General features: G+C 68.0%; 16 protein-coding genes and 11 tRNA genes. 19 read left to right on the top strand and 8 right to left on the bottom strand.

Annotation, left to right across the window (positions count from 1 at the left end; all coding sequences use genetic code 11):
* Positions 1-493: 493 nt before the first annotated feature.
* The 14 genes from HYV14_12440 (at position 494) to HYV14_12505 (ending at position 6212) form a co-directional block, all read left to right on the top strand.
* Positions 494-590, top strand: a tRNA-Ile gene (locus tag HYV14_12440).
* A gap of 19 nt (positions 591-609) precedes the next feature.
* Positions 610-683, top strand: a tRNA-His gene (locus HYV14_12445).
* A gap of 7 nt (positions 684-690) precedes the next feature.
* Positions 691-762: transfer RNA gene (locus HYV14_12450), tRNA-Phe, on the top strand.
* Between the two features lie 375 nt (positions 763-1137).
* Positions 1138-1222, top strand: a tRNA-Ser gene (locus HYV14_12455).
* 10 nt (positions 1223-1232) lie between these two features.
* Positions 1233-1302: transfer RNA gene (locus HYV14_12460), tRNA-Arg, on the top strand.
* Between the two features lie 277 nt (positions 1303-1579).
* A tRNA-Arg gene (locus HYV14_12465) sits at positions 1580-1654 on the top strand.
* A 1-nt stretch (position 1655) separates the two neighbouring features.
* Positions 1656-1729, top strand: a tRNA-Val gene (locus HYV14_12470).
* 4 nt (positions 1730-1733) lie between these two features.
* A tRNA-Pro gene (locus tag HYV14_12475) sits at positions 1734-1825 on the top strand.
* 4 nt (positions 1826-1829) lie between these two features.
* Positions 1830-1902, top strand: a tRNA-Leu gene (locus tag HYV14_12480).
* Between the two features lie 9 nt (positions 1903-1911).
* Positions 1912-1984 (top strand) — tRNA-Met (locus HYV14_12485).
* 250 nt (positions 1985-2234) lie between these two features.
* Positions 2235-2318: transfer RNA gene (locus HYV14_12490), tRNA-Leu, on the top strand.
* Between the two features lie 295 nt (positions 2319-2613).
* Positions 2614-3300, top strand: a complete 687-nt coding sequence (locus HYV14_12495) for a slipin family protein (protein ID MBI2386809.1) — start codon at positions 2614-2616, stop codon at positions 3298-3300.
* A 146-nt stretch (positions 3301-3446) separates the two neighbouring features.
* Positions 3447-4619: an RtcB family protein gene (locus HYV14_12500; protein MBI2386810.1), complete on the top strand. Its 1173-nt coding sequence runs from the start codon at positions 3447-3449 to the stop codon at positions 4617-4619.
* Between the two features lie 69 nt (positions 4620-4688).
* Positions 4689-6212: a lytic murein transglycosylase gene (locus tag HYV14_12505; protein MBI2386811.1), complete on the top strand. Its 1524-nt coding sequence runs from the start codon at positions 4689-4691 to the stop codon at positions 6210-6212.
* Position 6213: 1 nt separating this feature from the next.
* Here HYV14_12505 and HYV14_12510 read toward each other — a convergent pair whose 3' ends face one another.
* A complete protein-coding gene (locus HYV14_12510; GenBank protein MBI2386812.1) occupies positions 6214-6768 on the bottom strand; it encodes a hypothetical protein in 555 nt (184 codons plus the stop codon).
* Positions 6769-6801: 33 nt separating this feature from the next.
* Positions 6802-7902, bottom strand: a complete 1101-nt coding sequence (add, locus tag HYV14_12515) for an adenosine deaminase (GenBank protein MBI2386813.1) — start codon at positions 7900-7902, stop codon at positions 6802-6804.
* Positions 7903-8020: 118 nt separating this feature from the next.
* Between add and HYV14_12520 the strand changes: the two genes are divergently transcribed.
* Entirely contained in the window at positions 8021-8218 is a 198-nt protein-coding gene (locus HYV14_12520) for a DUF1059 domain-containing protein (protein MBI2386814.1), read from the top strand.
* Positions 8219-8272: 54 nt separating this feature from the next.
* Here HYV14_12520 and HYV14_12525 read toward each other — a convergent pair whose 3' ends face one another.
* The 4 genes from HYV14_12525 to HYV14_12540 all read right to left on the bottom strand — a co-directional run bounded on the left by HYV14_12525 (position 8273) and on the right by HYV14_12540 (position 13076).
* Entirely contained in the window at positions 8273-9046 is a 774-nt protein-coding gene (locus HYV14_12525) for an SDR family NAD(P)-dependent oxidoreductase (GenBank protein MBI2386815.1), read from the bottom strand.
* A gap of 184 nt (positions 9047-9230) precedes the next feature.
* Complete coding sequence (locus HYV14_12530) at positions 9231-9716, bottom strand: redoxin domain-containing protein (GenBank protein MBI2386816.1); 486 nt, start codon at positions 9714-9716, stop codon at positions 9231-9233.
* Positions 9717-9810: 94 nt separating this feature from the next.
* Positions 9811-10890: an Mrp/NBP35 family ATP-binding protein gene (locus tag HYV14_12535; GenBank protein MBI2386817.1), complete on the bottom strand. Its 1080-nt coding sequence runs from the start codon at positions 10888-10890 to the stop codon at positions 9811-9813.
* A gap of 8 nt (positions 10891-10898) precedes the next feature.
* Positions 10899-13076, bottom strand: a complete 2178-nt coding sequence (locus HYV14_12540; GenBank protein ID MBI2386818.1) for a glutamine synthetase III — start codon at positions 13074-13076, stop codon at positions 10899-10901.
* 640 nt (positions 13077-13716) lie between these two features.
* Between HYV14_12540 and HYV14_12545 the strand changes: the two genes are divergently transcribed.
* Together HYV14_12545 and HYV14_12550 are read left to right on the top strand one after the other, a co-directional pair.
* Positions 13717-17538: a hypothetical protein gene (locus HYV14_12545; protein MBI2386819.1), complete on the top strand. Its 3822-nt coding sequence runs from the start codon at positions 13717-13719 to the stop codon at positions 17536-17538.
* Positions 17539-17542: 4 nt separating this feature from the next.
* Positions 17543-18037 (top strand): metal-dependent hydrolase, encoded by a 495-nt coding sequence (locus HYV14_12550; GenBank protein ID MBI2386820.1) that lies wholly within the window; start codon positions 17543-17545, stop codon positions 18035-18037.
* Here HYV14_12550 and HYV14_12555 read toward each other — a convergent pair.
* Together HYV14_12555 and HYV14_12560 are read right to left on the bottom strand one after the other, a co-directional pair.
* On the bottom strand, positions 18020-18559 hold the full coding sequence (locus HYV14_12555; protein ID MBI2386821.1) for a sodium:proline symporter: 540 nt from the start codon (positions 18557-18559) through the stop codon (positions 18020-18022). The two genes, HYV14_12550 and HYV14_12555, sit on opposite strands and share 18 nt — an antisense overlap.
* Before the next feature lie 99 nt (positions 18560-18658).
* A complete protein-coding gene (locus HYV14_12560) occupies positions 18659-19297 on the bottom strand; it encodes a FecR domain-containing protein (protein MBI2386822.1) in 639 nt (212 codons plus the stop codon).
* An 86-nt stretch (positions 19298-19383) separates the two neighbouring features.
* Between HYV14_12560 and HYV14_12565 the strand changes: the two genes are divergently transcribed.
* Both HYV14_12565 and HYV14_12570 read left to right on the top strand, forming a co-directional pair.
* Positions 19384-19707 carry an iron-sulfur cluster assembly accessory protein gene (locus HYV14_12565; protein ID MBI2386823.1) on the top strand — a complete coding sequence of 108 codons (324 nt, stop codon included), beginning with the start codon at positions 19384-19386 and terminating at the stop codon, positions 19705-19707.
* Between the two features lie 5 nt (positions 19708-19712).
* Positions 19713-20033: an iron-sulfur cluster assembly accessory protein gene (locus HYV14_12570; GenBank protein MBI2386824.1), complete on the top strand. Its 321-nt coding sequence runs from the start codon at positions 19713-19715 to the stop codon at positions 20031-20033.
* The last annotated feature ends 3 nt before the right edge of the window (positions 20034-20036 follow it).

Raw genomic sequence — 20036 nt, forward strand, 5'->3', positions numbered from 1 at the left:
ACGATGCGCCGATGCTGCAGTACATTTAAGATCGGCGCCGAAGGCGACGATCCTGGCCGCCCCCCGCGGGGGCGGCCATTCCGTTGGGGGGCAATGCCGTTGAAGCCTTTAAATCCGACTACTTGCTCACGTTCCTAGGCGATCCGCGGCGAAGCCGCGAGGCGGCCTAGGCCTTGACAAATCCAGGGCATCTGCTATAATCACTGTGTCACGGAGCGGGAGAAGTCTATCCCGCGCACCCCGTGGCTTTTTTTTTGATCGAGAAGCGACCATGACCATCATATCGAGACTATCGAAACGAGACCACCGCAACCCGGCGTCGTTTACGCCGTGCATGCGGGGCGTCAGCCCTTTGTCACCGCGCCTTATGCGCGGAACCGAGCAAGCTGGTCGCATGGGCATGGGAGCCCTCTCTATGTAGAGAACCTTTTCGGCCGTTCGTCTCGAAAAGCGACCCATGCTCGAAGTTCGGAGCGTGGGTTTTTTGTTTTTAGGGCTCGTGGTGTAACGGCAACACGCCGGCCTTATAAGCCGGTCAACACGCTCTCCTGATTAGAGAGTCGATGGAGGTTCGATTCCTCCCGGGCCTACAGGTTCGACGTTCGCACGGCGGCCATGTTGTAAAGGCAGCAAGAGAGGCTGTGATCCTCTAGGTACCGGTTCGAATCCGGTTGGTCGCCCCAGATGTGAGCCGCGGAAGCTGAAAAGGCATAGCGTCCGGTTGAAAACCGGGAGGTCTCCGTTCGATTCGGAGCCGCGGCGGATCTAGCCGGTGAAGCTTTAGAAGATGAGCACCGGTCTTTTAAACCGGGGAACCGGGAGCGTTACCCGGCGCCGGCACGATACGAGACGCGAGACGGGCCCGAAGCTTTAGCAGATGAGCACCGGTCTCTTAAACCGGGGAACCAGGCGCGATACCTGGCGGACCCAGATTTCCAGTTCTTTGACAATGTCGAGCGATATTAAAGAGCGCGACCCCCGAAGGGGGTCGACGCTGCCTCGACAACCAACTATTGAAGGGGTCCAAATTGATGCGAGGTCGCCGCGCAAGTGACGGCGCGACAACTCCGCATCGGCCGGCCGCGTCAGCGGCTCGCGGGCTTCGGCTCCCGCCCCCTTCTCGATTTTCGTCGTCATGGTAGGGGTCCGAATGGACGAGGAGCTTCACTTGAAATGAAGTAGGCGGCCATGCCGCTTGGGGGTTCGATTCCTCTCCCTACCGCCGATCGCGCAGCCTCGTGGCGTAATGAAGCGCGGGACCCTTCTAAGGTCCAAGTCCGGGTTCGACTCCCGGCGAGGCTTTTCGATTCGGGGTCGTGGTGAAACTGGATCACGGGACGCTCGCATCGTCCAGTCCCGGGGGCGGCACCCGGCGGCTCCACCTTTGACCGGGACTATCCTCAAGGATATTCGTGTCCGGATATTTTTCGCGGGGTCATCCCCCCGCAGTCTGCCCTCGCCGGGCCGAGGACCCGGCGAGGGCGGGGGCCGTCGGGTTTCTGGCTGCGAAACCGAAGAGACGAGGTGCTGGATCGTCGATCCAGTCGAAGCGGGTTCGAGTCCGACTCCCGCAGCCTTTGCCTTCGTGGTGAAATGGCAATCACCTCCCGCTTCGAACGGGAAGTTCCGGGTTCAACTCCTGGCGAGGGCTCCAATCCCCGGTGGCGTAACGGTAGCGTGTCTCTCCTACAAAGAGAAGGACCTTGTTCGATTCAAGGCCGGGGAACCATTTTCCGGGTTAAGCGTTACGGAAGCGTACTCCCCTCGGACGGGAGAGGCGGGGGTTCGACGAACGGATGGCCTTCGGCTCCCTCAACCCAGACCATATCGCCGATGTAGTCCAACGGCAGAGGCACCGCGGTCAGAACGCGGCTAGTGCAGGTTCGAATCCTGCTATCGGCACCGATCGACGGCGGGAAGCGGTTCAGGGCAGCCGGGGAGTCTCATAAGCTCCTGATGGTGGGTTCGAGTCCCACTCCCGCTAATTTTCAGAATGATTCACGTCATTCACATTCACAACTGTCGTTGACGACAGTTCGCCTGTGAACAAAGTGGATGGTCGGATTCAGAATGGATGCACACCCCGTTCGTCTAAAAGAAGGATGTCCCGTTTTCAGCGGGAAGATGCGGTGGCAGGATCCGCACGGGGTAGACGGCCTCTTCGTCTAAAAAGGCAGGACGCCCGGCTCTCTACCGGGAAGCGGCGGAGCAGTACCGCCAGGGGTCACCAGTTTGGGCTCGTGATGAAATGGAAGACATCCGCGGTCGAGAACCGCGGGCGCGAGACGCGCGTGGGGGTTCGATTCCCTCCGGGCCCAGCAGATTTGACGGGAGCGGCGCGCCCGCCGATGGTGAAGCGCGTACCGTGAGGATCGTCAAATGTCGGGGGTTCGACTCCCCCCTCCCGCAAGGGTGTAGCTCAGGTGGTAGAGCAACGCGATCATAACGCGTCAGACAAAAAAGCTCCGTCGTCACGGAGATCCCGCGGAAGTTCGCGACGGAAGAAGGGCTATGCGCGAGGCGAGAAGGTTCGCCGAGCCCGCCCGGAGGCCGGGGGTCGACGGCGACGACGGGGCCGATTCGAAGTGAAAACGGAAAAGAGAGGTGATGCGCATGCTGTTCGTACGACTGCAGGTGATGGAGTACCAGAAGGCCGTCGTGTTCGCGGACGGCCGGCTGGAGAAGACGCTGGGTCCGGGCCGGTACATCCTGACCAAGTACTTCCCGCGGCGCGAGGCGTATCTGTTCGACGTGCGCCTGACGTCGCTGGCGGTGACGGGTCAGGAGATACTGACCAAGGACAAGATGCCGGTCCGCATGAACCTGACGGCGCTGTACCGGCTGCAGGATCCGGCGAAGGCGGTGACGAAGGTCCAGGCGTACACGACGTATCTGTACGAGCAGCTGCAGCTGGCGGCTCGGGCGATCGTGGCGGACCTGACGCTGGACGAGCTGCTGGCGAAGAAGACGGCGCTGACCGACGAGCTGACGGACAAGGTCCGACCGCTCGCGGCGGAGGCCGGCCTCGAGCTGGCGTCGTGCGGCGTGAAGGACGTCGTGCTCCCGGGCGAGATCAAGAACCTGATGATCAAGTCGGTGGAGGCCGAGCAGGCGGCGAAGGCCGCGCTGATCACGGCTCGCGAGGACCTGGCGGCGACGCGGGTCCGCGCGAACACGGCCAAGCTGTACGCGGACCCGGCGATGCTCCGGCTCAAGGAGCTGGAGATCATGGCCGAGTTCGCGAAGAAGACGGGCAACACCTTCATGTTCGGCCAGGCGCCGTTCCTGAAGGCGCCGTAAAGCCCGCCGCGGGACGCCGCGGCGGGTTCCTCACCCGCCGCCATAGCTCAAAAGTAGAGCTCCCGCCTCGTAGCCGGGAGACCTCGGCGCGATACCGAGTGGCGGCTACGATTTTCGCCTGTTATCCTAAGAGTAAAGAGGAAGCCATGCCGATCAAGAAGATCGTGGACGCGCGCGTGCCGGTGAAGATCTGGGCCGACGACGTCGAGCCGGACGCGCTCAAGCAGCTCAAGAACATCGCCGCCCTGCCGTTCGTGTTCAAGCACGTGGCGGCGATGCCGGACGTGCACCTGGGCAAGGGCGCGACCGTCGGCTCGGTGATCGCGACCGAGAACGCCGTCGTGCCGGCCGCCGTCGGCGTGGACATCGGCTGCGGCATGTGCGCGGTGAAGCTCGAGGGCGTGACGTCCTCGCGCCTGGAAGGGAAGCTGGCGGAGCTGCGCTCCAACATCGAGCGCGCGGTCCCGGTCGGGTTCCATGAGAACCGTGACCCGGACGCTTATAGCCGGAATTGGGCGCGCTGGGCCGATTTCGGAGGGCTTCACGAGCGCGTGCAGGGGCTGAAAGGGAAGGCCCTGCGCCAACTCGGCTCGCTCGGCGGCGGGAACCACTTCATCGAGGTGTGTCTCGACTCCGCGGACGGCGTCTGGGTGATGCTCCACTCCGGCTCGCGCAACATCGGAAAGAGCCTCGCGGAGCATCACATCGACTCGGCCAAGGGGCTGATGCGGAAGATGTTCGTGTCCCTCCCGGACCCGGACCTCGCCTACTTCGCCGCCGGGACCCCGGAGTACGACGCGTACCTGCGCGACCTGCGCTGGGCGCAGGACTACGCCCTGATGAACCGCGAGGTGATGATGGGGCGGGTCCTCGAGCAGGTAGGCCGCGCCGTCGGGGTCGAGCCGAAGGCGGAGCTGTCGGTGAACTGCCATCACAACTTCGCGGCGATGGAGCATCACTTCGGGCGCGACGTGCTCGTGACCCGCAAGGGGGCGGTGCGCGCGCGTAAGGGAGACATGGGCATCATCCCGGGCTCGATGGGGACGAAGTCCTACATCGTGCGCGGAAAGGGCGAGCCGGAGTCGTTCGACTCGTGCTCGCACGGGGCGGGACGCCGGATGTCCCGGAACGAGGCTCGGCGGCGCTTCGGGACCGCGGACCTGCGCAAGCAGACCGAGGGCGTGGAGTGCCGCAAGGACGAGGGGGTCGTCGATGAGATCCCGGCCGCCTACAAGCCGATCGAGCGGGTCATGGCGGACCAGAGCGACCTCGTCGAGATCGTCGCGGAGATCAAGCAGGTCCTCTGCGTGAAGGGCTGACGCCGGACCGCGAGTATAGCCCGCGAAGTCCGGTCTTGACAGGCCCCCCGCGTCCGAACACACTATGCCGTGCGCAAGAGCCGCCTCGCCTTCGCCGCCGGAGCGGCTGCCGTCGCCTTCCTCTGGTGGGCCGCGACCTCGCGCAAGCCCGCGCCGGACGCGCGGACCTTGCTCGTCGAGCGGACCGAAACGGCGCCCCGGGCGCCGCGGGTGGAGCCGGAGCCGCCCGCGCCCGCGCCGGAGACCCCGCCGGCGGAGCTCACGCCGCCGGAGCCGGTCCTCACGCAGTCGGCCCAGCGCCGCTTCTCGAGCCCGGCCTCGCAGGCCGCCGCCGGAGGCATCGCCGGCGCCGAGGCCGCGGAAGGGCCGCCCGCCGCGGGCCTCGGCGGCGGGGTGAACCTGCCGGGCGGCTACGACGCCCCGACGGCGAGCGTCGGGCGGTTCGCGCCCCCGCCGGGTCCGCGGGAGACCGCCGCCGCTCCGGGGGTCTCGCCCGCCCCGGGCGCCGGTCCGGACGCCTCTCCGGAGACCCGGGAGGCCGCGGACCGGAGGGCGGCCGCGGAAGAGGACGATGGTCCCTCCGCGGCCCAGGCGCCGGGAGACCGGAAGGTGACCGGCGCGGCCGCGGGGCTGGTCACCGCCGCGCGCGACCTCAAGTCGCGCGGCGACGCCGCCGCGATGCGGGAGAACGCGAGCCTCGAGAAGGGGCTGATGCGCCAGATCGAGGCCGACGGCAAGATGGACGCGGGGATACGCAAGGCGATCTCCGACATCCAAAGCTCGGGGCGCCCCGTCACCATGGAGGAGGTGACCGAGGCCGCGGAGGAAGTCCTTCAGGCCAACGGCCTCACGCACGACGACGTGGACCTGCCGACGGCCATCGCCCGCGCCTCGGCACCCCCGCCCCCCGAGGTCCCGCGCGCCGCGTACCTCGACGCCGTGCGGGCCATCGTGTCCGTGCCCGCGCTCGACCCCGAGCAGAAGGTCGAGATCCAGAGGCTCGCCGACAAGCCCCCGCCCCCGCGCGCGCCGGCGCCGCGCGGGGCGCTCGACGCCTATCGCCGCCACAAGGACGTCCTCGACAAGGCGCACAAGGACTTCGGCGTGAAGCCCGAGCACATCCTCGGCATCCTCGGCGTGGAGACGGGCTGGGGCCGCAACACGGGGAAGTATCCCCTCCCGGCGACTTTGAAGGCCATCAGCGAGCGGACGGGGCCCGACGGCCGTCCCACGAAGCAGGCGCGGCAGGCCGGCCGGGACCTCGCCGCGCTCGCCCGCCTGTCGGCCCAAGGAAACCTCGGCGGCCTGAGCCCCGGCCAGGTCCGCGGCTCCTACGCCGGGGCGATGGGCATCCCTCAATTCCTGCCCACGAGCTGGGAGGCCCTCTCCCGCTCCCCCGACGGCGGCAAGCGCGATCCCTTCGAATTCGGCGACGCCGCCTACTCCGTGGGCAACTACCTTCGGGCGCACGGCTACTCCAAGAACGTCGCCGGTTCCATCTGGGGCTACAACCACTCCCAGGAATACGTGGACAAGGTCCTGGGGCTGTCCGCCAGCGTGAAGGCGAGCCTGCCGTCCGCGCCGTCCAAGTAGACTATTTCTTCTCGGCCGCGGGGATCGCGGGGACGGCCGGGGCCGCGGGCGCGGCGGTGCCGCCCCCGCCCATCGAGCCGCCGGACAAGCCCGCGCCCCCGTTGAGCCTGGAGAACGCGCCGGCGTTGAGGCGCGGCCGCACGAACTCCCTCTTCGCGGGCTTCGGCGCCGGCGCCGTCTCCGCGGCTTTCACGGGGGCGGGGGCGGCGGCCGCCTCGACCGGCGCATCCGCGACGGCCGGCGGCTCCGCCGAAGGCGGAGCCTGCTGGCGCATGTCGTCGTCGATCTTGAGCATGCCGATGCCCGACGCCGGCGCCGCGGCCGGGACGAGCGGCTTCGGCAGCGGCGGCGGGGCGGGCGGGGCCTCCAAGTCGCGCGCGGGGAACAGCTTGCGGTAATCCTTCGACGCCTCGGCGACCTCGGCCACGGCCTTCTGGGCGCGCCAGAAACGCCAGCCCGCCAGCACGATCATCGCGAGCAGGACCCCGAACAGGAAGACCTTCTTGGGATCCAGGGGCGGGACTTCTTCTTCGGGCTGGTCGAGGATGTTCTTCATGGCCGCAGTCTGAATTATAGCCCCGCGGCGGGATTAATCAAGGGCCGCCGCCGCCCCCCGCTCGAAGCGCGCGGCCAGCCCGCGTCGCCGCGCCTCCGGCAGGAACAGCGACCATATCCCGTTCCACGACAGCTCCAGCAGCTCCTCGGCGGAGAATCCCGCGTCCCGGGACAGCGCCTCGTACTCGTGGGCGAGGTCGATGCCGAACACGCCGGGGTCGTCGGTGCTGAGCGTCGTCAGCAGGCCTGCGTCCTTCCAGGCGCGCACCGGATGCTCCCGGTACGAGGCCACGGCGCCCGTCCTCAGGTTCGACGTGGGATTGACCTCCACGACGATCCCCCTCCGGACGAGCTCCCGGAGCAGGTCCGGACGCTCGCGCAGGATGATCCCGTGGCCGATCCGGTCCACGCCGATCTCGAGCGCGTCCTCGATCTCCCCTCCCCGCGGCGACTCGCCGGCGTGCGCGGTCAGACCGAGCCCCGCCGCGCGCCCGCGCCGCAGCCAGCCCCCGTACTCCGAGAGCCTCTCGTCCCCGGGGCCCGCGTCGGCCACGTCGAGCCCCACAACGCCGCGGCCCGCGTGCCGCACGGCCAGCTCCGCCATGTCCTCGTTCGCCTCGCGGTCCACGACGGAGAACGGCCGCAGCAGGCAGATGATCACGCCGCTGCTCACGCCGAAATCCTTTTCGCCTCGCGCGAGGCCGCGCAGGGCGGCCGAGAGGACCTCCTCCATCGGGAACTCCGCGGTCCTCTGCAGCGACGGGGCGAAGCGCGCCTCGACGTGCAGTATGTTCTGCCGCGCGCAGTCGCGCAGCATCTCGTAGGCGCTCAGCTCCACGGCCTCCGCCGTGCGGAGCAGAGGGTAGTAGGCGTGAAAGGCGTCGAGCACCTCGCCGAGGCTGGCACGCGGCTGGTCCACGACGACTTTCGCGCGGATCTCCTCCGCGCTCAGGCCGCGCAGCGGCGAGCCCGGGGCGGCGTCGGCGAGCCGGCGCACCGTCTCCGGCGACAGGGCCCCGTCCAGGTGCAGATGCGTCTCGACCTTGGGCAGCTCCGCGGCCAGGCGGGCCGTCCGCTCCGGGGTCCAGCGCCCGCGCCGGGCGGACTCGCGCAGCGCGAGGGGCAGTTCGGGCATGCGCGATCTTACCAATTGCGTCCGAGGCAATTTCTTTACATCTCCGATCCTCGAGGCGGAGCTACACTATCGATGAGAGCGGGGCCCCGACGAAAGGCCCCGTCCGGGGGGTGAGGTTATGGACCGCAAAGAGCGGGTGACCATCGACTGCCGGGACTATCCCGAGACGAAATGCTCCTTGTCCTTCAGCGGAACGGAGGACGAGGTGATGGAGATCGCGGAGTATCATGCGGTCAACAAGCACGGCTTCAAGAGTGAGCCGGGCCTGAGGGATCAGTTGCGTTCGATGATCAAGCGTGAGGCGTTCTCGCGGTGAAGAGCCGCGAGCAGGATGCCGGCGCGGGACCCTGCCGCGTCGGCCGCGTCGCGGTCAGCCCTTCCTCTTGAACGCGAACGGCCCGAACGCCTGCATCACCGGCATGATCTGGAGACGATTGACGTTGACGTGCCGGGGCAGGACGGCCGACCAGTAGATCGTCTCCGCGACGTCGTCCGCCGACAGCGGCTCGAGCCCCTTGTAGGGCGCGGCGGCCTGCGCGGCGTCGCCGTGGAAGCGCACGAGCGAGAACTCCGTCTCCGCGAGGCCGGGCTCGACGCTGGTCACGCGCACGTTGGACCCGAGCAGGTCCGCGCGCAGGTTCAGGCCGAACTGCTTGACGAACGCCTTGCTCGCGCCGTAGACGTTCCCGCCCGGATAAGGGAAATCCGCCGCCGTCGAGCCGAGCAGGATCACGTGCCCCTCGTCGCGCGCGACCATGCCGGGCAAGGTCGCCCGCACGGTGTACAGCAGGCCGTTGATGTTGGTCGCGACCATCGTGTCCCAGTCGTCGAGACTCGCCTCGTGCGCCGGCCCGAGGCCGAGCGCCAGGCCCGCGTTGGCGACGACCACGTTGATCTTCTTGAACTCCTTGGGCAGCGCGTCCAGCGCGGCCTCGGTCTGACGGCGGTCGCGCACGTCGAACACCGACGCGCAGCAGCGCCTGCCCAGGCTCTTCTTGAGGGCCTTGAGCCGGTCCTCGCGGCGGCCCGTCGCGATCACCTTAGCGCCCTCTTTGACGAAGCGGCGGCAGACGGCCTCGCCGAAGCCGGAGGTGGCGCCGGTGACGAGCACGGTCAGGGTCCTGGGATCGAGGGAGGATTTCATAGAGGTGCCCGCATATTACCAAATGGGACTTTTTGAGGGGCGGCGCGAAGTCTCGAGATACCACGACGCGGCCTACAGCCTCGACCCCGACGGGCACGTCCTCGCCTTCGCGACCGACGCCTGCAAGGGAAAATAAAAGGCCCCGCGGCGATGCGCCGCGGGGCCTTTCTTTCGAGCCTTCCGATTACTTGAGCTTGGCGAGCTCGGCCTCGAGCTCCTTGTAGTCGCGCTCCTTGGTGATGTCGCCCTCGACCTTCACGAAGGCCACGGTCCCGGCGGAGTTGACGAGCACGGTCGCGCGCTGAGAGATGTTGCCGCCCGGGTGGAACAGGCCGTAGGCCTTGATCGCGGCGCGGTGCATGTCGGCCAGGAGCGTGTGCTTCAGGCCCATCTGCGCCTTGTACGCCTTGTGCGACCACACGGAGTCGACAGAGATGCCGAACACCTGCGCGTACTTCTCGTAGCGCGAAAGGTCCTGGGAGAAGCACGCGTTCTCCTTGGAGCAGGTCGGAGAGAAGTCGAGCGGATAGAAGAACAGGGCGACGGGCTTCTTGCCCTTGAACTCGGAGAGCGTCCACTCCTTCTTCTCGGAATCGGGCAGCTTGAAGTCAGGGGCGACGGCTCCGACCTTAATCGGCGTCGTCTCGGGCGCGGCGGTGGCGGTGGTCATTTGTCGGTTTCTCCTGTTATCTTGGTGTCAGGCATTCCGCTTTTTTCACTTTGTCCGGCAAAGTGAAAAAAGCGGAATGCCTGACACCACCAGATTAGGCTTTGACGAGCTTGATCTCGAGCGGCTTGACGGTCGCGTTGCGGATGCTGACCTGAGCGGCGACTTTGCGGGCGGCTTCGCGGAGAGCCTTCGCGGGAGCCGAATCGGGGTGGGACAGGACGATGGGCGTGCCGTCCTCGCTCGCCTGGCCGACCTTGGGATCGAGGGGGATGGCGCCCAGGAGGTCGATGCCCCAGTTCTTCTTGAGGGCGGCCGAGCTGCCTTCGGCGAAGATCTTGCTCTCCTTGGAGCAGTGCGGGCAGATGAAGCCGGACATGTTCTCGATCGCGCCGAGGATGGGCACGTTGAGCTTCTTGAACATCGCCACGGCCTTGCGCACGTCGGAGAGGGCGATCGACTGCGGCGTCGTCACGATGACGGAGCCCGCGATCGGCACGGTCTGGCACAGGGTGAGCTGGACGTCGCCGGTGCCCGGCGGGAGGTCGAGGACGAGGTAGTCGAGCTCGCCCCACTTCACGTCCTTGAGGAACTGGGTGATGGCGCCGTGCAGCATCGGGCCGCGCCAGATGACCGGGGCGTCGGGGTCCATGAGGAAGCCCATGGACATGACCTTGACGCCGTGGTTCACGGCGGGCTCGATCTTGTTGTCGCCGTCGGCCATCGGCTTGTAGCCGGAGACGCCCATCATCTGCGGCTGGTTCGGGCCGTAGATGTCCGCGTCTAGAAGGCCGACCCGTGAGCCCTCCATAGACAACGCAACTGCGACGTTCGAGGCCACGGTGGACTTGCCCACGCCGCCCTTGCCGGCGGCGACGGCGATCAGGTTCTTGATGCCGGGCGGCAGGATGTTCTCGAGGCGCATGTCCTTCCTCACGGACGCGGTCATGTTGATCTTGACCGACTTGACGCCCGCGACCCTCTTGACCGCCTCCTCCGCCTCGAGCTGCATCATGCCCTTGAGCGGACAGGCGGGGGTGGTGAGCACGTAGTCGAAGCTCACCACCCCCCCTTCCACGACGAGGTTCTGCACCATGCCGAGCGTCACGATGTCCTTGTGGAGCTCCGGCTCGATGCACGTCGACAACGCCTTCAAAACCTCGTCTTTCATGGACATAAAGCTCCTCACATCAGGAACAGCATCTCGCGGTACTTCGGAAGCGGCCACGTGGCGGCCGGCATCAGAAGCTCGAGCCCGTCGACCTCGACGCGGATCTTGTCGAAGTAGGGCTTGACCTTCTCGCAGTACGCGAGGGCCTTCTTCTCGACGTCGGCCTCCGCGTCGGCCTTGGCCAGCGCGGCCTGGAGATCGTCGACGCCGGTCAGCGCCCGCTCCACCTTCTCCGAGATCGAGCGCAGCAAAGACGCCTGGGCCGGCGCGTTGATGCCGTTCGACGAGAGCGAGGCCAAGGTCTTCGACAGCTCGTTCTGGTACTCGACGACGGCCGGGACGAACAGGGTCCCCGTCATCTCGAGGATCAGCTTGGCCTCGATGTCGATGTCCTTGGCGTACTTCTCGAGGAGGATGTGGTAGCGGGAGTGCGTCTCCTCCTCGGTGAGCACGCCGAGCTTGGCGAACAGGGCGACGGACTTCTTCAGCGCGAAGCCCTTGAGGGCCGCGGGCGTGGTCTTCTGGTTCGGCAAGCCGCGCTTCTCGGCTTCCTTGACCCACTCTTCCGAGTAGTTGTTGCCCTCGAAGCAGACCGCCTTCGATTCCGCGTAGTACTGGCGCAGGACGCTCGTCACGGCTTCCTTGAGGGTCTTGCCCTTCTTGAGCGCCGCGTCGATGTCCTTCTTCGTCGCGATGAGCTGGCCCGCGACGATGGTGTTGAGGGTCGACATCGGGATGGCGTTGTTCGCGGACGCGCCGACGGCGCGGAACTCGAACTTGTTGCCGGTGAAGGCGAAGGGCGAGGTCCGGTTGCGGTCGGTGTTGTCCTTGATGACCGCCGGGATGTGGTCGATGCCCAGCGAGATCCACTGCGGGTCGGTCCCCTTCGAGGTCACGCCCTTCTCGAGGTCGTTGAGGACGCTCGTGAGCTGGGCGCCGAGGAAGATCGACATGATCGCCGGCGGGGCCTCGTTCGCGCCGAGGCGGTGGTCGTTGCCGGAGGAGGCGATCGCCGCGCGCAGCAGCAGTCCGTGCGTGTGGACGGCCTTGATGATCGAGACCAGGAAGGTCAGGAACTGCAGGTTCTCGTGCGGCGTCGCGCCCGGCGAGAGCAGGTTTTTACCGGTATCGGTCCCAAGAGACCAATTATTGTGCTTACCCGACCCGTTGACGCCCGCGAAGGGCTTCTCGTAGGTCAGCGCGGCGAGACCGTGGCGCTCCGCGACCCGCTTCATGATGTCCATGACGAGCTGGTTGTGGTCGACGGCGACGTTGGCTTCCTCGAAGACGGGGGCGCACTCGAACTGATGCGGGGCGACCTCGTTATGGCGCGTCTTCAGCGGGATGCCGAGCTTGAAGCACTCGCTCTCGAAGTCCGTCATGAAGGAGAGTACCCGGTCCTTGATGGCGCCGAAGTAATGATCCTCGAGCTGCTGGCCCTTCGGGGAGGAGGCCCCGAACAAGGTGCGGCCGGCGAGAAGGAGGTCGGGGCGCGCGTCGTAGTACTCCTTGTCGATCAGGAAGTACTCCTGCTCGGCGCCGAGCGTCGCGACGACCTTCTTCGCGTCGCTCGAGAACAGAGACAGGACGCCGAGCGCCGCGTTGTTGAGCGCGGTGATCGAGCGCAGCAGCGGGGTCTTCGTGTCCAAAGCGTGCCCGGTGTACGAGACGAAGCAGGTCGGGATGCACAAGGTCGAGCCGGTCTCTCCCTCGAGGATGAACGCGGGCGAGGTCGGATCCCACGCCGTGTAGCCGCGCGCCTCGAACGTCACGCGCAGGCCGCCCGACGGGAACGAGGACGCGTCCGGCTCCGCCTGGGTGAGCATCGCGCCGGTGAAGGTCTCGAGGACCTTGCCGTGGCCGGTCGGGTCGATGAACGCGTCGTGCTTCTCGGCGGTGGCGCCGGTCAGCGGCTGGAACCAGTGGCAATAGTGGGTGGCGCCCTTCTGGATCGCCCACGTCTTCATGGCCGAGGCCACGGCGTTGGCGGAGTCGAGGTCGAGGCGTTCGCCCTTCGCGGCGGCTTCCTGGACCTTGCGGAAGGTCTCCTTGGGCAGGAGAAGCTTCATCGTCTCGAGTCCGAACACGTTGCAGCCGTAGTAGTCGGAGACCTTGGGGCGGGCGGGAGCGGCGGAGCGGGACTTGGACTTGGCGGTCATCGGATTCACGGCTCCATGCTGTCTGGGGGTCATCTTCCCTCCATTCGATTTTTGTTCATGACGGATTATCCCGGGGCGACTTATATCGCCGCCTTCGGGCCTCCTCCGTCGAGAAATATCTTACGAATCTTCTCCCGGCCAAGTCCAGGGTGCCAGGGTCCTAGGCGGGTCCCAGAAATGTATGGGACATATACTCTCGGCGTCTTAGGCCTCCGGACCCGTACGGATAACAAAGCTTACGCGCTAGAATCGGGCCATGGCCAACTTCAATCGCTCATTTATCTGCCGTTTTGTCTCTTCGTTTCTCTCTCTTGTTTTGATCCAAACCGCTCCCGGCCTGAGCGTTTATGAAGCTATCGCTCAAGTGAGAACGGCGGCCGGCACGGCCGCCGGAACCTCGAGCGGCGTGGCCCCCGTGAGAGTGGAGATGTCGTTGCCGTCCGCAAGCGCCGTCATGACTCCGAACGCCGTTCTGGGCCTGAACGCGTCCCTGTCCGCTCCGAACGCCGTTCCGAATTTGGTTACCCCTTCCGTTGCCGTTAAGATAAATCAAGCCGCGCAAACCCCGGCCATTCCGGTCACTCCCCTTTCCTTCAAGCCCTCTACCCTTCCTGCAGCGGCGAAATCCGTTGCCGTCATCGCCGCCGAGCCCGTCGCGCTCCGCACGCCGGCCATGGCGCGGGAGTCCGCCTCCGCGCTCGTCGAGACCGGCGTTTTCTTGTCGAGGATCGCCGCCGAGAAGACCGCGCCCGCGTCGGAAGGTACGGCCACGGAATCCTCGGCCCTCTTGACCGCCTTGTCGCGTCTTTTCGACGGCTCCGTCTCTTATAAAGGAACCCTCGCCGTCCCCGCCGCCGCGTCCATCGGCGATCTTTCTCCGTCCGCGCTCGCCCCGTCGGCCCTCTCCGCCGCGTCCAAATCCGATGCCCAGCCGCCCGTTCCCTCTAATAACGAGACCCCCTCCGCCCCCAGCCGCTCCCGCGTGAGCATCGGCCTCGGCCTCGCCGCCCTCGGCGGCGCCGCCGCCTGGTACACCTCCGCCTGGGCCGTCGCCGTTCTGGGCTCTTTCCTCGCCCCCTTCATCGCCGTCCCCGCCCTCGCCCTGACCGCCGCCTGGATCACGCTCGGGACCCTCGCCGGCTTCGCCGCCTTCTCCGTCGAGACCTGGAAGGGCTTCCCCGCGGACCTCAAGAACAGCTCCCTCTCCGCCGGCGCGATGACCTTCCGCTTCTGGGCCCGCTTCGGCCTGATCTTCGACTCCGTCCTGCGCGGCGGCTCGACCGACGAGGCCATGAAGAGGGACCTCCCGGCGAACATCCTGAAGTACCCCGTCATCGCCTGGCTGTTCGTCCTCGCCGGCTACGTGATGTCGCCCGTCGCCTTCGTCCTCGGCGCCGCCTACCGGCTGATCGGCACGCCCTTCCTCGCGGCGTTCCGCGGGGCTCGCGAAGTCATCGTCGGCTTCCTCCCGTGGATGGCGCGCGTGTTCCGCTTCCTCGGCCGGCTCGTCGTGCGCATCTTCCCTTTCGCCGGTGGCCTCATCGTCGGCGGCCTCAAGACCGCCTTCTTCGGAGCGGCGGCGGGCGCCGCCGTCCTCGCCGGCCCGATCGGCCGCGACGCGTTCACCAGCGACTACAAGGCCGTCTCCGTCCCCGGCTGGATCGGCTACCGGCTGACGCAGCTGGCCGCGCTCGCCGCGATCCTCGTCACCGGCGCCGTCGGCGCCGTGATCGGCCTCGTCTCGAGCCCCGTGCACGTCGTGATGGGCGCCCTCGAGCTGGCCTTCAAGTGGTCCGGCCTCAGCGACAAGGGCGAGACGTTCTTCAAGCTCTGGATGAAGGCGGTCAAGAACGACGGCGGCCTCACGGCGCTGCTCGACCGCGGCTTCCCGCTCGCCGCGGAAAACCTGTCGCTCTCCGCCCGCGTGACCCGCGTGCTCAACGGGACCGCGATCTCCCTGTACACGGCGCTGTTCCTGCCTTTCGTGTCGATCGCGACCATCGTCCGCGCGTCGCGCGCTGCCTACCGCGGCGAGGACCTGCGCAGCCCGGACGGCACCGACCGCAAGGACGAGAAGGGCTCCGAGACGCCGGTCGCGCCGCGCGCCGGAGTGGTCCTGCCCGCCGTGCTCGGCACGCTCGGCGCCGCCGCCGGCGTCGCCGCCGCCCTCTATTTCCTCGTGGCACCCCTGGCCCTGCTCGACCTCGGCATTCTCGCGGCCGCCGCCGTCATCGGCGGCGGCGCGGGCCTGGCGCTGAGCCAGCCGCAGGCGTGGTCGGGCTCGGTCTCCGGCGCGATCGCCGAGGGCTCCTTGGCCGCCAAGCAGGCCTTCGGGGGCTGGCGCGACGCCGGCGCCCGCACGGCCGCCGCCCTTCGCGGCGACGCCGTCCCGCGCGCGTCGGAATCCGTCGCGGCGCTCGCGGTCCCGACCGTGGTCGGCGCGATCGCCGCGGTCCCGTCCGCCGTCGTCGGCGCCGCGCAGGCCGCCGCCTCCAAGGCCGTCGCCGCCGCGTGGGCCGGCTTCATGGCCGTGATCACCCAGTTCCTCCCCGCCCTCAAGCGCTTCCTCAACTGGGCCGTCGAGGTCCTCAAGGACATCGTCCCGTTCGTCTTCGGCTTCGTGTTCGGCACGGTCTTCGGCGTGTTCAAGTCGGGCTGGTTCGTCGCCTCGAACCTGTTCCGCCCCGTACAGGAAATCTTCGAGCGCGAGGACAAGAACGGCACCGAGCGCCCGTCCGAGGCGCAGATCGGCGCCGGCGTGTTGATGGGCCTGACTCTCGTCGTGCCCGCGCTGGCCGCGTTCGCCGGCTCCTTCGCCGTCGGCATGATCGCCGGCATCCCCGTCGCCCTCACCCACGGCCTCGCCCTCGGCGTGCGCTGGGCCGGCACCGGCGAGAAGTCCGAGGCCTATTTCAAGAACTGGGAGCGCCGCTCGCTCCCGAACGCGCTGAAGCGGGCCGCCGGCGTGGTCAAGATCACGCTCTCCGGAGAAGGCGCGGAGATGCCGATCTGGCGCCTGTACGTCCGTTCCGCGAGCTTCCTGCTCGCCGCGATCCCTTCCACGATCGCGCTCGTCGTCTCCGGCGGCGTCGCCTACGTCCGCAGCCTCGCCGACGCGAAGCGGGCCGAGTCCAAACCCGAAGCCGCGCCCGCGTCGTCCGAGGAGTCGGCCGCGACTCCTTCCGATAAAGCCGAGCAGAAGCCCGTCGGCAAGCCTCCGGTGTGGCTCGCCGCCCTGACCGGCGCGCTCGGCCTCGCCGCCGGCATCTACGCCGCGATCGCGTTCGGCGCGCCTCTGCTCGCCGCTCTCGCGGGCTGGAAGCTGTGGCTCGCCGCGGCGGCCGTCTACGCCGCGGTCCCCGTCCTCGGCCTGTCCGCCGGCTTGGCCGTGTCCCAACCCGTGCTGTGGACGCGCCTGGTCCCGAGCGTCGTCGACCACGCGAAAGCCGGCTTCGGCCGCTCGCTCGGCTACTGGACCGCGGCCGGCAAGGCCGTCGGCCTGGCTCCGCTCTACGCGATCCCCGGCGCCGTCCTCGGCGCCGTCTGGGGCGTCGCGGGCGCCGTCTTCGGCGTCGCCGCCGCGGGCGCCGTCGCCGCCTACGAGGGCGCGCGTCAGGTCGTCTACGAGATCCTGCCCTTCCTGCGCACCGCCTTCGAGACCTTGATGAAGGTGATCCGCCGCGTCGTGCCCTTCGCGTTCGGCCTGCTCGCCGGCCTCGTGTCGGGCGTCGTCGGCTCGGCCGCCTTCGGCGCGCTGCTGCTCGGCCGCCCGTACTTCAAGCACGTCGTCGCCGACGACTTCAAGCACGCGGGGGCCCTGGGCTTCCTCGGCAACCTGCTGCTCAAGGCCGTCGCCCTCGTCCTCGGCGTCGCGTTCGGCCTGGTCGGGGTCGTCGCCGGCGTGCTCGCCGCGCTGCCTTACGCGCTGACGGCGTCGGTCTCCTTGGCGTTCCGCTTCGCCGAGATCGGCGGGCCGGTCCAGAAGTTCTTCGACCACTGGACCTACGGCGCCCTGCGCGCCGAGATGCAGCGCCTCAACCAGCTGACCGACCGCTTCCAGTTCCCCGAGGGCTCGGCCGCCGTCTCCGACGGCTGGATCCGCATGGCCAACATCCTCCCCGCCACCATCGCCGCGGCGTTCGCGGCGACGATCGCGGGCTGGGTCGGCTGGTTCCGCAGCCTCGTCGCGGCCTATCGCTCCGCGAAGAGCGGCGGCCCGATCCCCGAGCCGGTCGTCGACCAGGACGCCCAGCGCCGCTGGGACCGCGCCTGGCGCTCCTCGAAGAAGACCGCCCTGTCGTTCTTCGCGTGGGGCGTCGCCGGCGCGGTGATCGGCCTCGGCATCATGCTCGCCACCTCGTGGACGCCCCTCGGCCTCGCCGGGTGGCTCCTCGTCGGCGCGCTGGCCGGAGCCGGCGTGCTCGGCGCGCTGACCTTGGCCGCGGCGATCGCCGCCGTCGCGCTGCTCTACTGGATCGGCGGCCAGCTGCGCTGACGCGGTGTTCGTCTTCGGCCACGCCGGCCTGACGGTCGCGGCCGTCCGCGCCGTCGACCGGGACGTCGATCTGCGCTGGGCGGTCCTGCTGGCGTGGGCCCCTGACCTCATCGACAAGCCGGTGCGGCACCTTTTTCCGGCCCTCGTCTCGCACAACACGCGCGGCTTCGGCCACACGACGGCGTTCTCGCTGCTCGTGCTGGCGGCGCTGCTCCTCTGGAAGCGGCGGCCGAGGTCGGCCGTCGTGCTGTGGGGCTGCTATGCCGGCCATTTCCTGCTCGACAGCATGTGGCTCCACCCCAGCCCCGCCGTCCTGCTGTGGCCCCTGCTCGGCGGCTTTCCGCCGCCCGTGCGCGGGCCTGTCATAAGCTGGCTCACCCTGTGGAACGTCGCCGGCGAGATCGCCGGCCTGGCCGTCCTCCACCGCCTGGCGAAGCGCTACGGCCTGCTCGAGCGGACGCGCCTGCTCGCCTACCTGAGGTCAGGGCGCTTGGCGTGACCTCGACCGGGCCGTCAGGCTCGTGTAGATCCAGGCCGTCAGCAGACCGAAGGCGAGATGCGCGATGAGCGCCCCCGGGCCGCGCGCCGAGACGAACCACGGGAAGATCCCCGAGATCAGGTGATAGTTCACGAAGTAGAGCGCCGTGCCGAACACCGCTCCCACTTCGAGAGCGCGCGGCATCTCCAGCCCGTGGATCATCGCCGCCAGCAAGCGCGCGTAGAGCAGCGACAGCGGGATGTGCACCGCGGCCGCGGCGAAGAACACGAGCGCGGTGAACGGCGTGCCGTCCGACAGGACGAACTCGCCGAGCGCGATCGAGGCGAGGCGGCGCACCGCCTCGGTGGCTCCTCCGGAGCCGAAGACCAGCCCGATGAAGGTCTGGATCAGGATGAAGGCCGCGCCGGCTCCAAGGCCGGCCCAGCCGGAGGCGCCCCAGTCCAAGCCGGGCGGCTCGGCGACGGGCGGACGCGGGCGCGGAACGCGCTGGTACGGTCTCTGCAAGGTGCGGGGATGATGCATGGAGGCTCCGTGCGTCGCTAAGGCCAGTGTAGCCCGCGGCGACGCGCGTCCGCCATCAAATCCCCGTCAAGTTTACGCCCGGACGGGACTTCGCCGGGGCTACTTCCCGAGCTTGTCGGTCTCGGCCAGGTCCCCGAGGCCCTGCACGCCCCCGTCGATCGCGAAGTGGTTCGCGTATTCGAGCCCGACCGTGCTCGGCACCGCGTCGGCGGGCGCCTGTCCGAAGGCGACGGTCACCGTCTTGCCCGGCTCCACGAGGACGGTCTTGCCCTGGGCCGTCACCGCCACGACATGGCCGAAGCCCGCGTAGGCGGCGCTCTGGTCCGCCTTGTCGGACTTGCCCCAGAACAAGGTCCCGCGCACCGCCGCGACCGCCGCGGGCGTGCGCACCTTGAAAGACTGCCCCGGCTCGAGGCCCTTCTTCAGGCCGATCAGGAACTCCCCGAACTTGACCGCCAAGGTCGTGCGCCGCGGCGAGCCTTGAAGGGTCAGCAGCGACTCCTCGCGCAGGAGAACGGCGCCGCGATCCCCCAAGATCAGATGCGCGACGCCGCCCTTGCCGACGCGGACCGTGTCGCCGTACAGGAGCTGCTCTCCCCCCTTGGCCTTGACGAAGCGCTCCGCTCCGCCGGCCAGGATCGAGACCGGGCCGGAGACCAGAGCCAAAGACGCGTCCTGCGCGGCGGCGGGCAAGACGAGGACGGCGACCGCGACGACGAAAAAGGCGAATCCCTTCATGATGTCTCTCCTTGACTCGGACCCTTCTTAAGCTTATACTGTATATACGACCATTTTAGTCGGGTTTCAATCACCTAGGAGAGACCATGCTCACCATCACGCCGAAAGCCGCCGAGAAGATCACCGATTTCATCAAGTCCGAGGAGACCGCGCACGGCAAGTCCCTCCGCCTGAGCGTGGCCGAGTCCGGCTGCGCCGGCTACGAGTACCGCATCGGCTTCGACGACAAGAAGCCCGCCGACAAGATCCTCCCCCAGGCCGGCTTCGACGTCATCGTCGACGAGGCGAGCCTCAAGTTCATCGCCGACGCGACGATCGACTACGCCGAGGACGAGACCAGCTCCGGCTTCCGCATCAAGAACCCTCTCGAGAAGGGCTCCTGCGGCTGCGGCAAGTCCAAGCAGTTCTGATCGACATGGTCACCTTGACCGAGCGCGCCGCCAAGAAGATCGTCGCCCTGGCCTCCAAGAAAGGCCTGCAGCCGGTCCTGCGCGTGAAGGTCGGCTCCGGCGGGTGCTCGGGCATGAGCTACGAGTTCGTCGTCGCCGACGAGATCGCCGCCGGCGACCTCGTGCACGAGGCGTTCGGCGCGAAGACCGTCGTGGACCCGAAGGCGGACTTCTTCATCGGCGGATCGCAGGTCGACTACGAGGAGACCTTGATGAAGTCGGGGTTCACCGTCAAGAACCCGCAGGCGACCTCGACTTGCTCCTGCGGCAAGTCCTTCTCGACCTGAGCC

Source organism: Elusimicrobiota bacterium, assembly GCA_016182905.1.
Taxonomy (GTDB): domain Bacteria; phylum Elusimicrobiota; class Elusimicrobia; order UBA1565; family UBA9628; genus GWA2-66-18.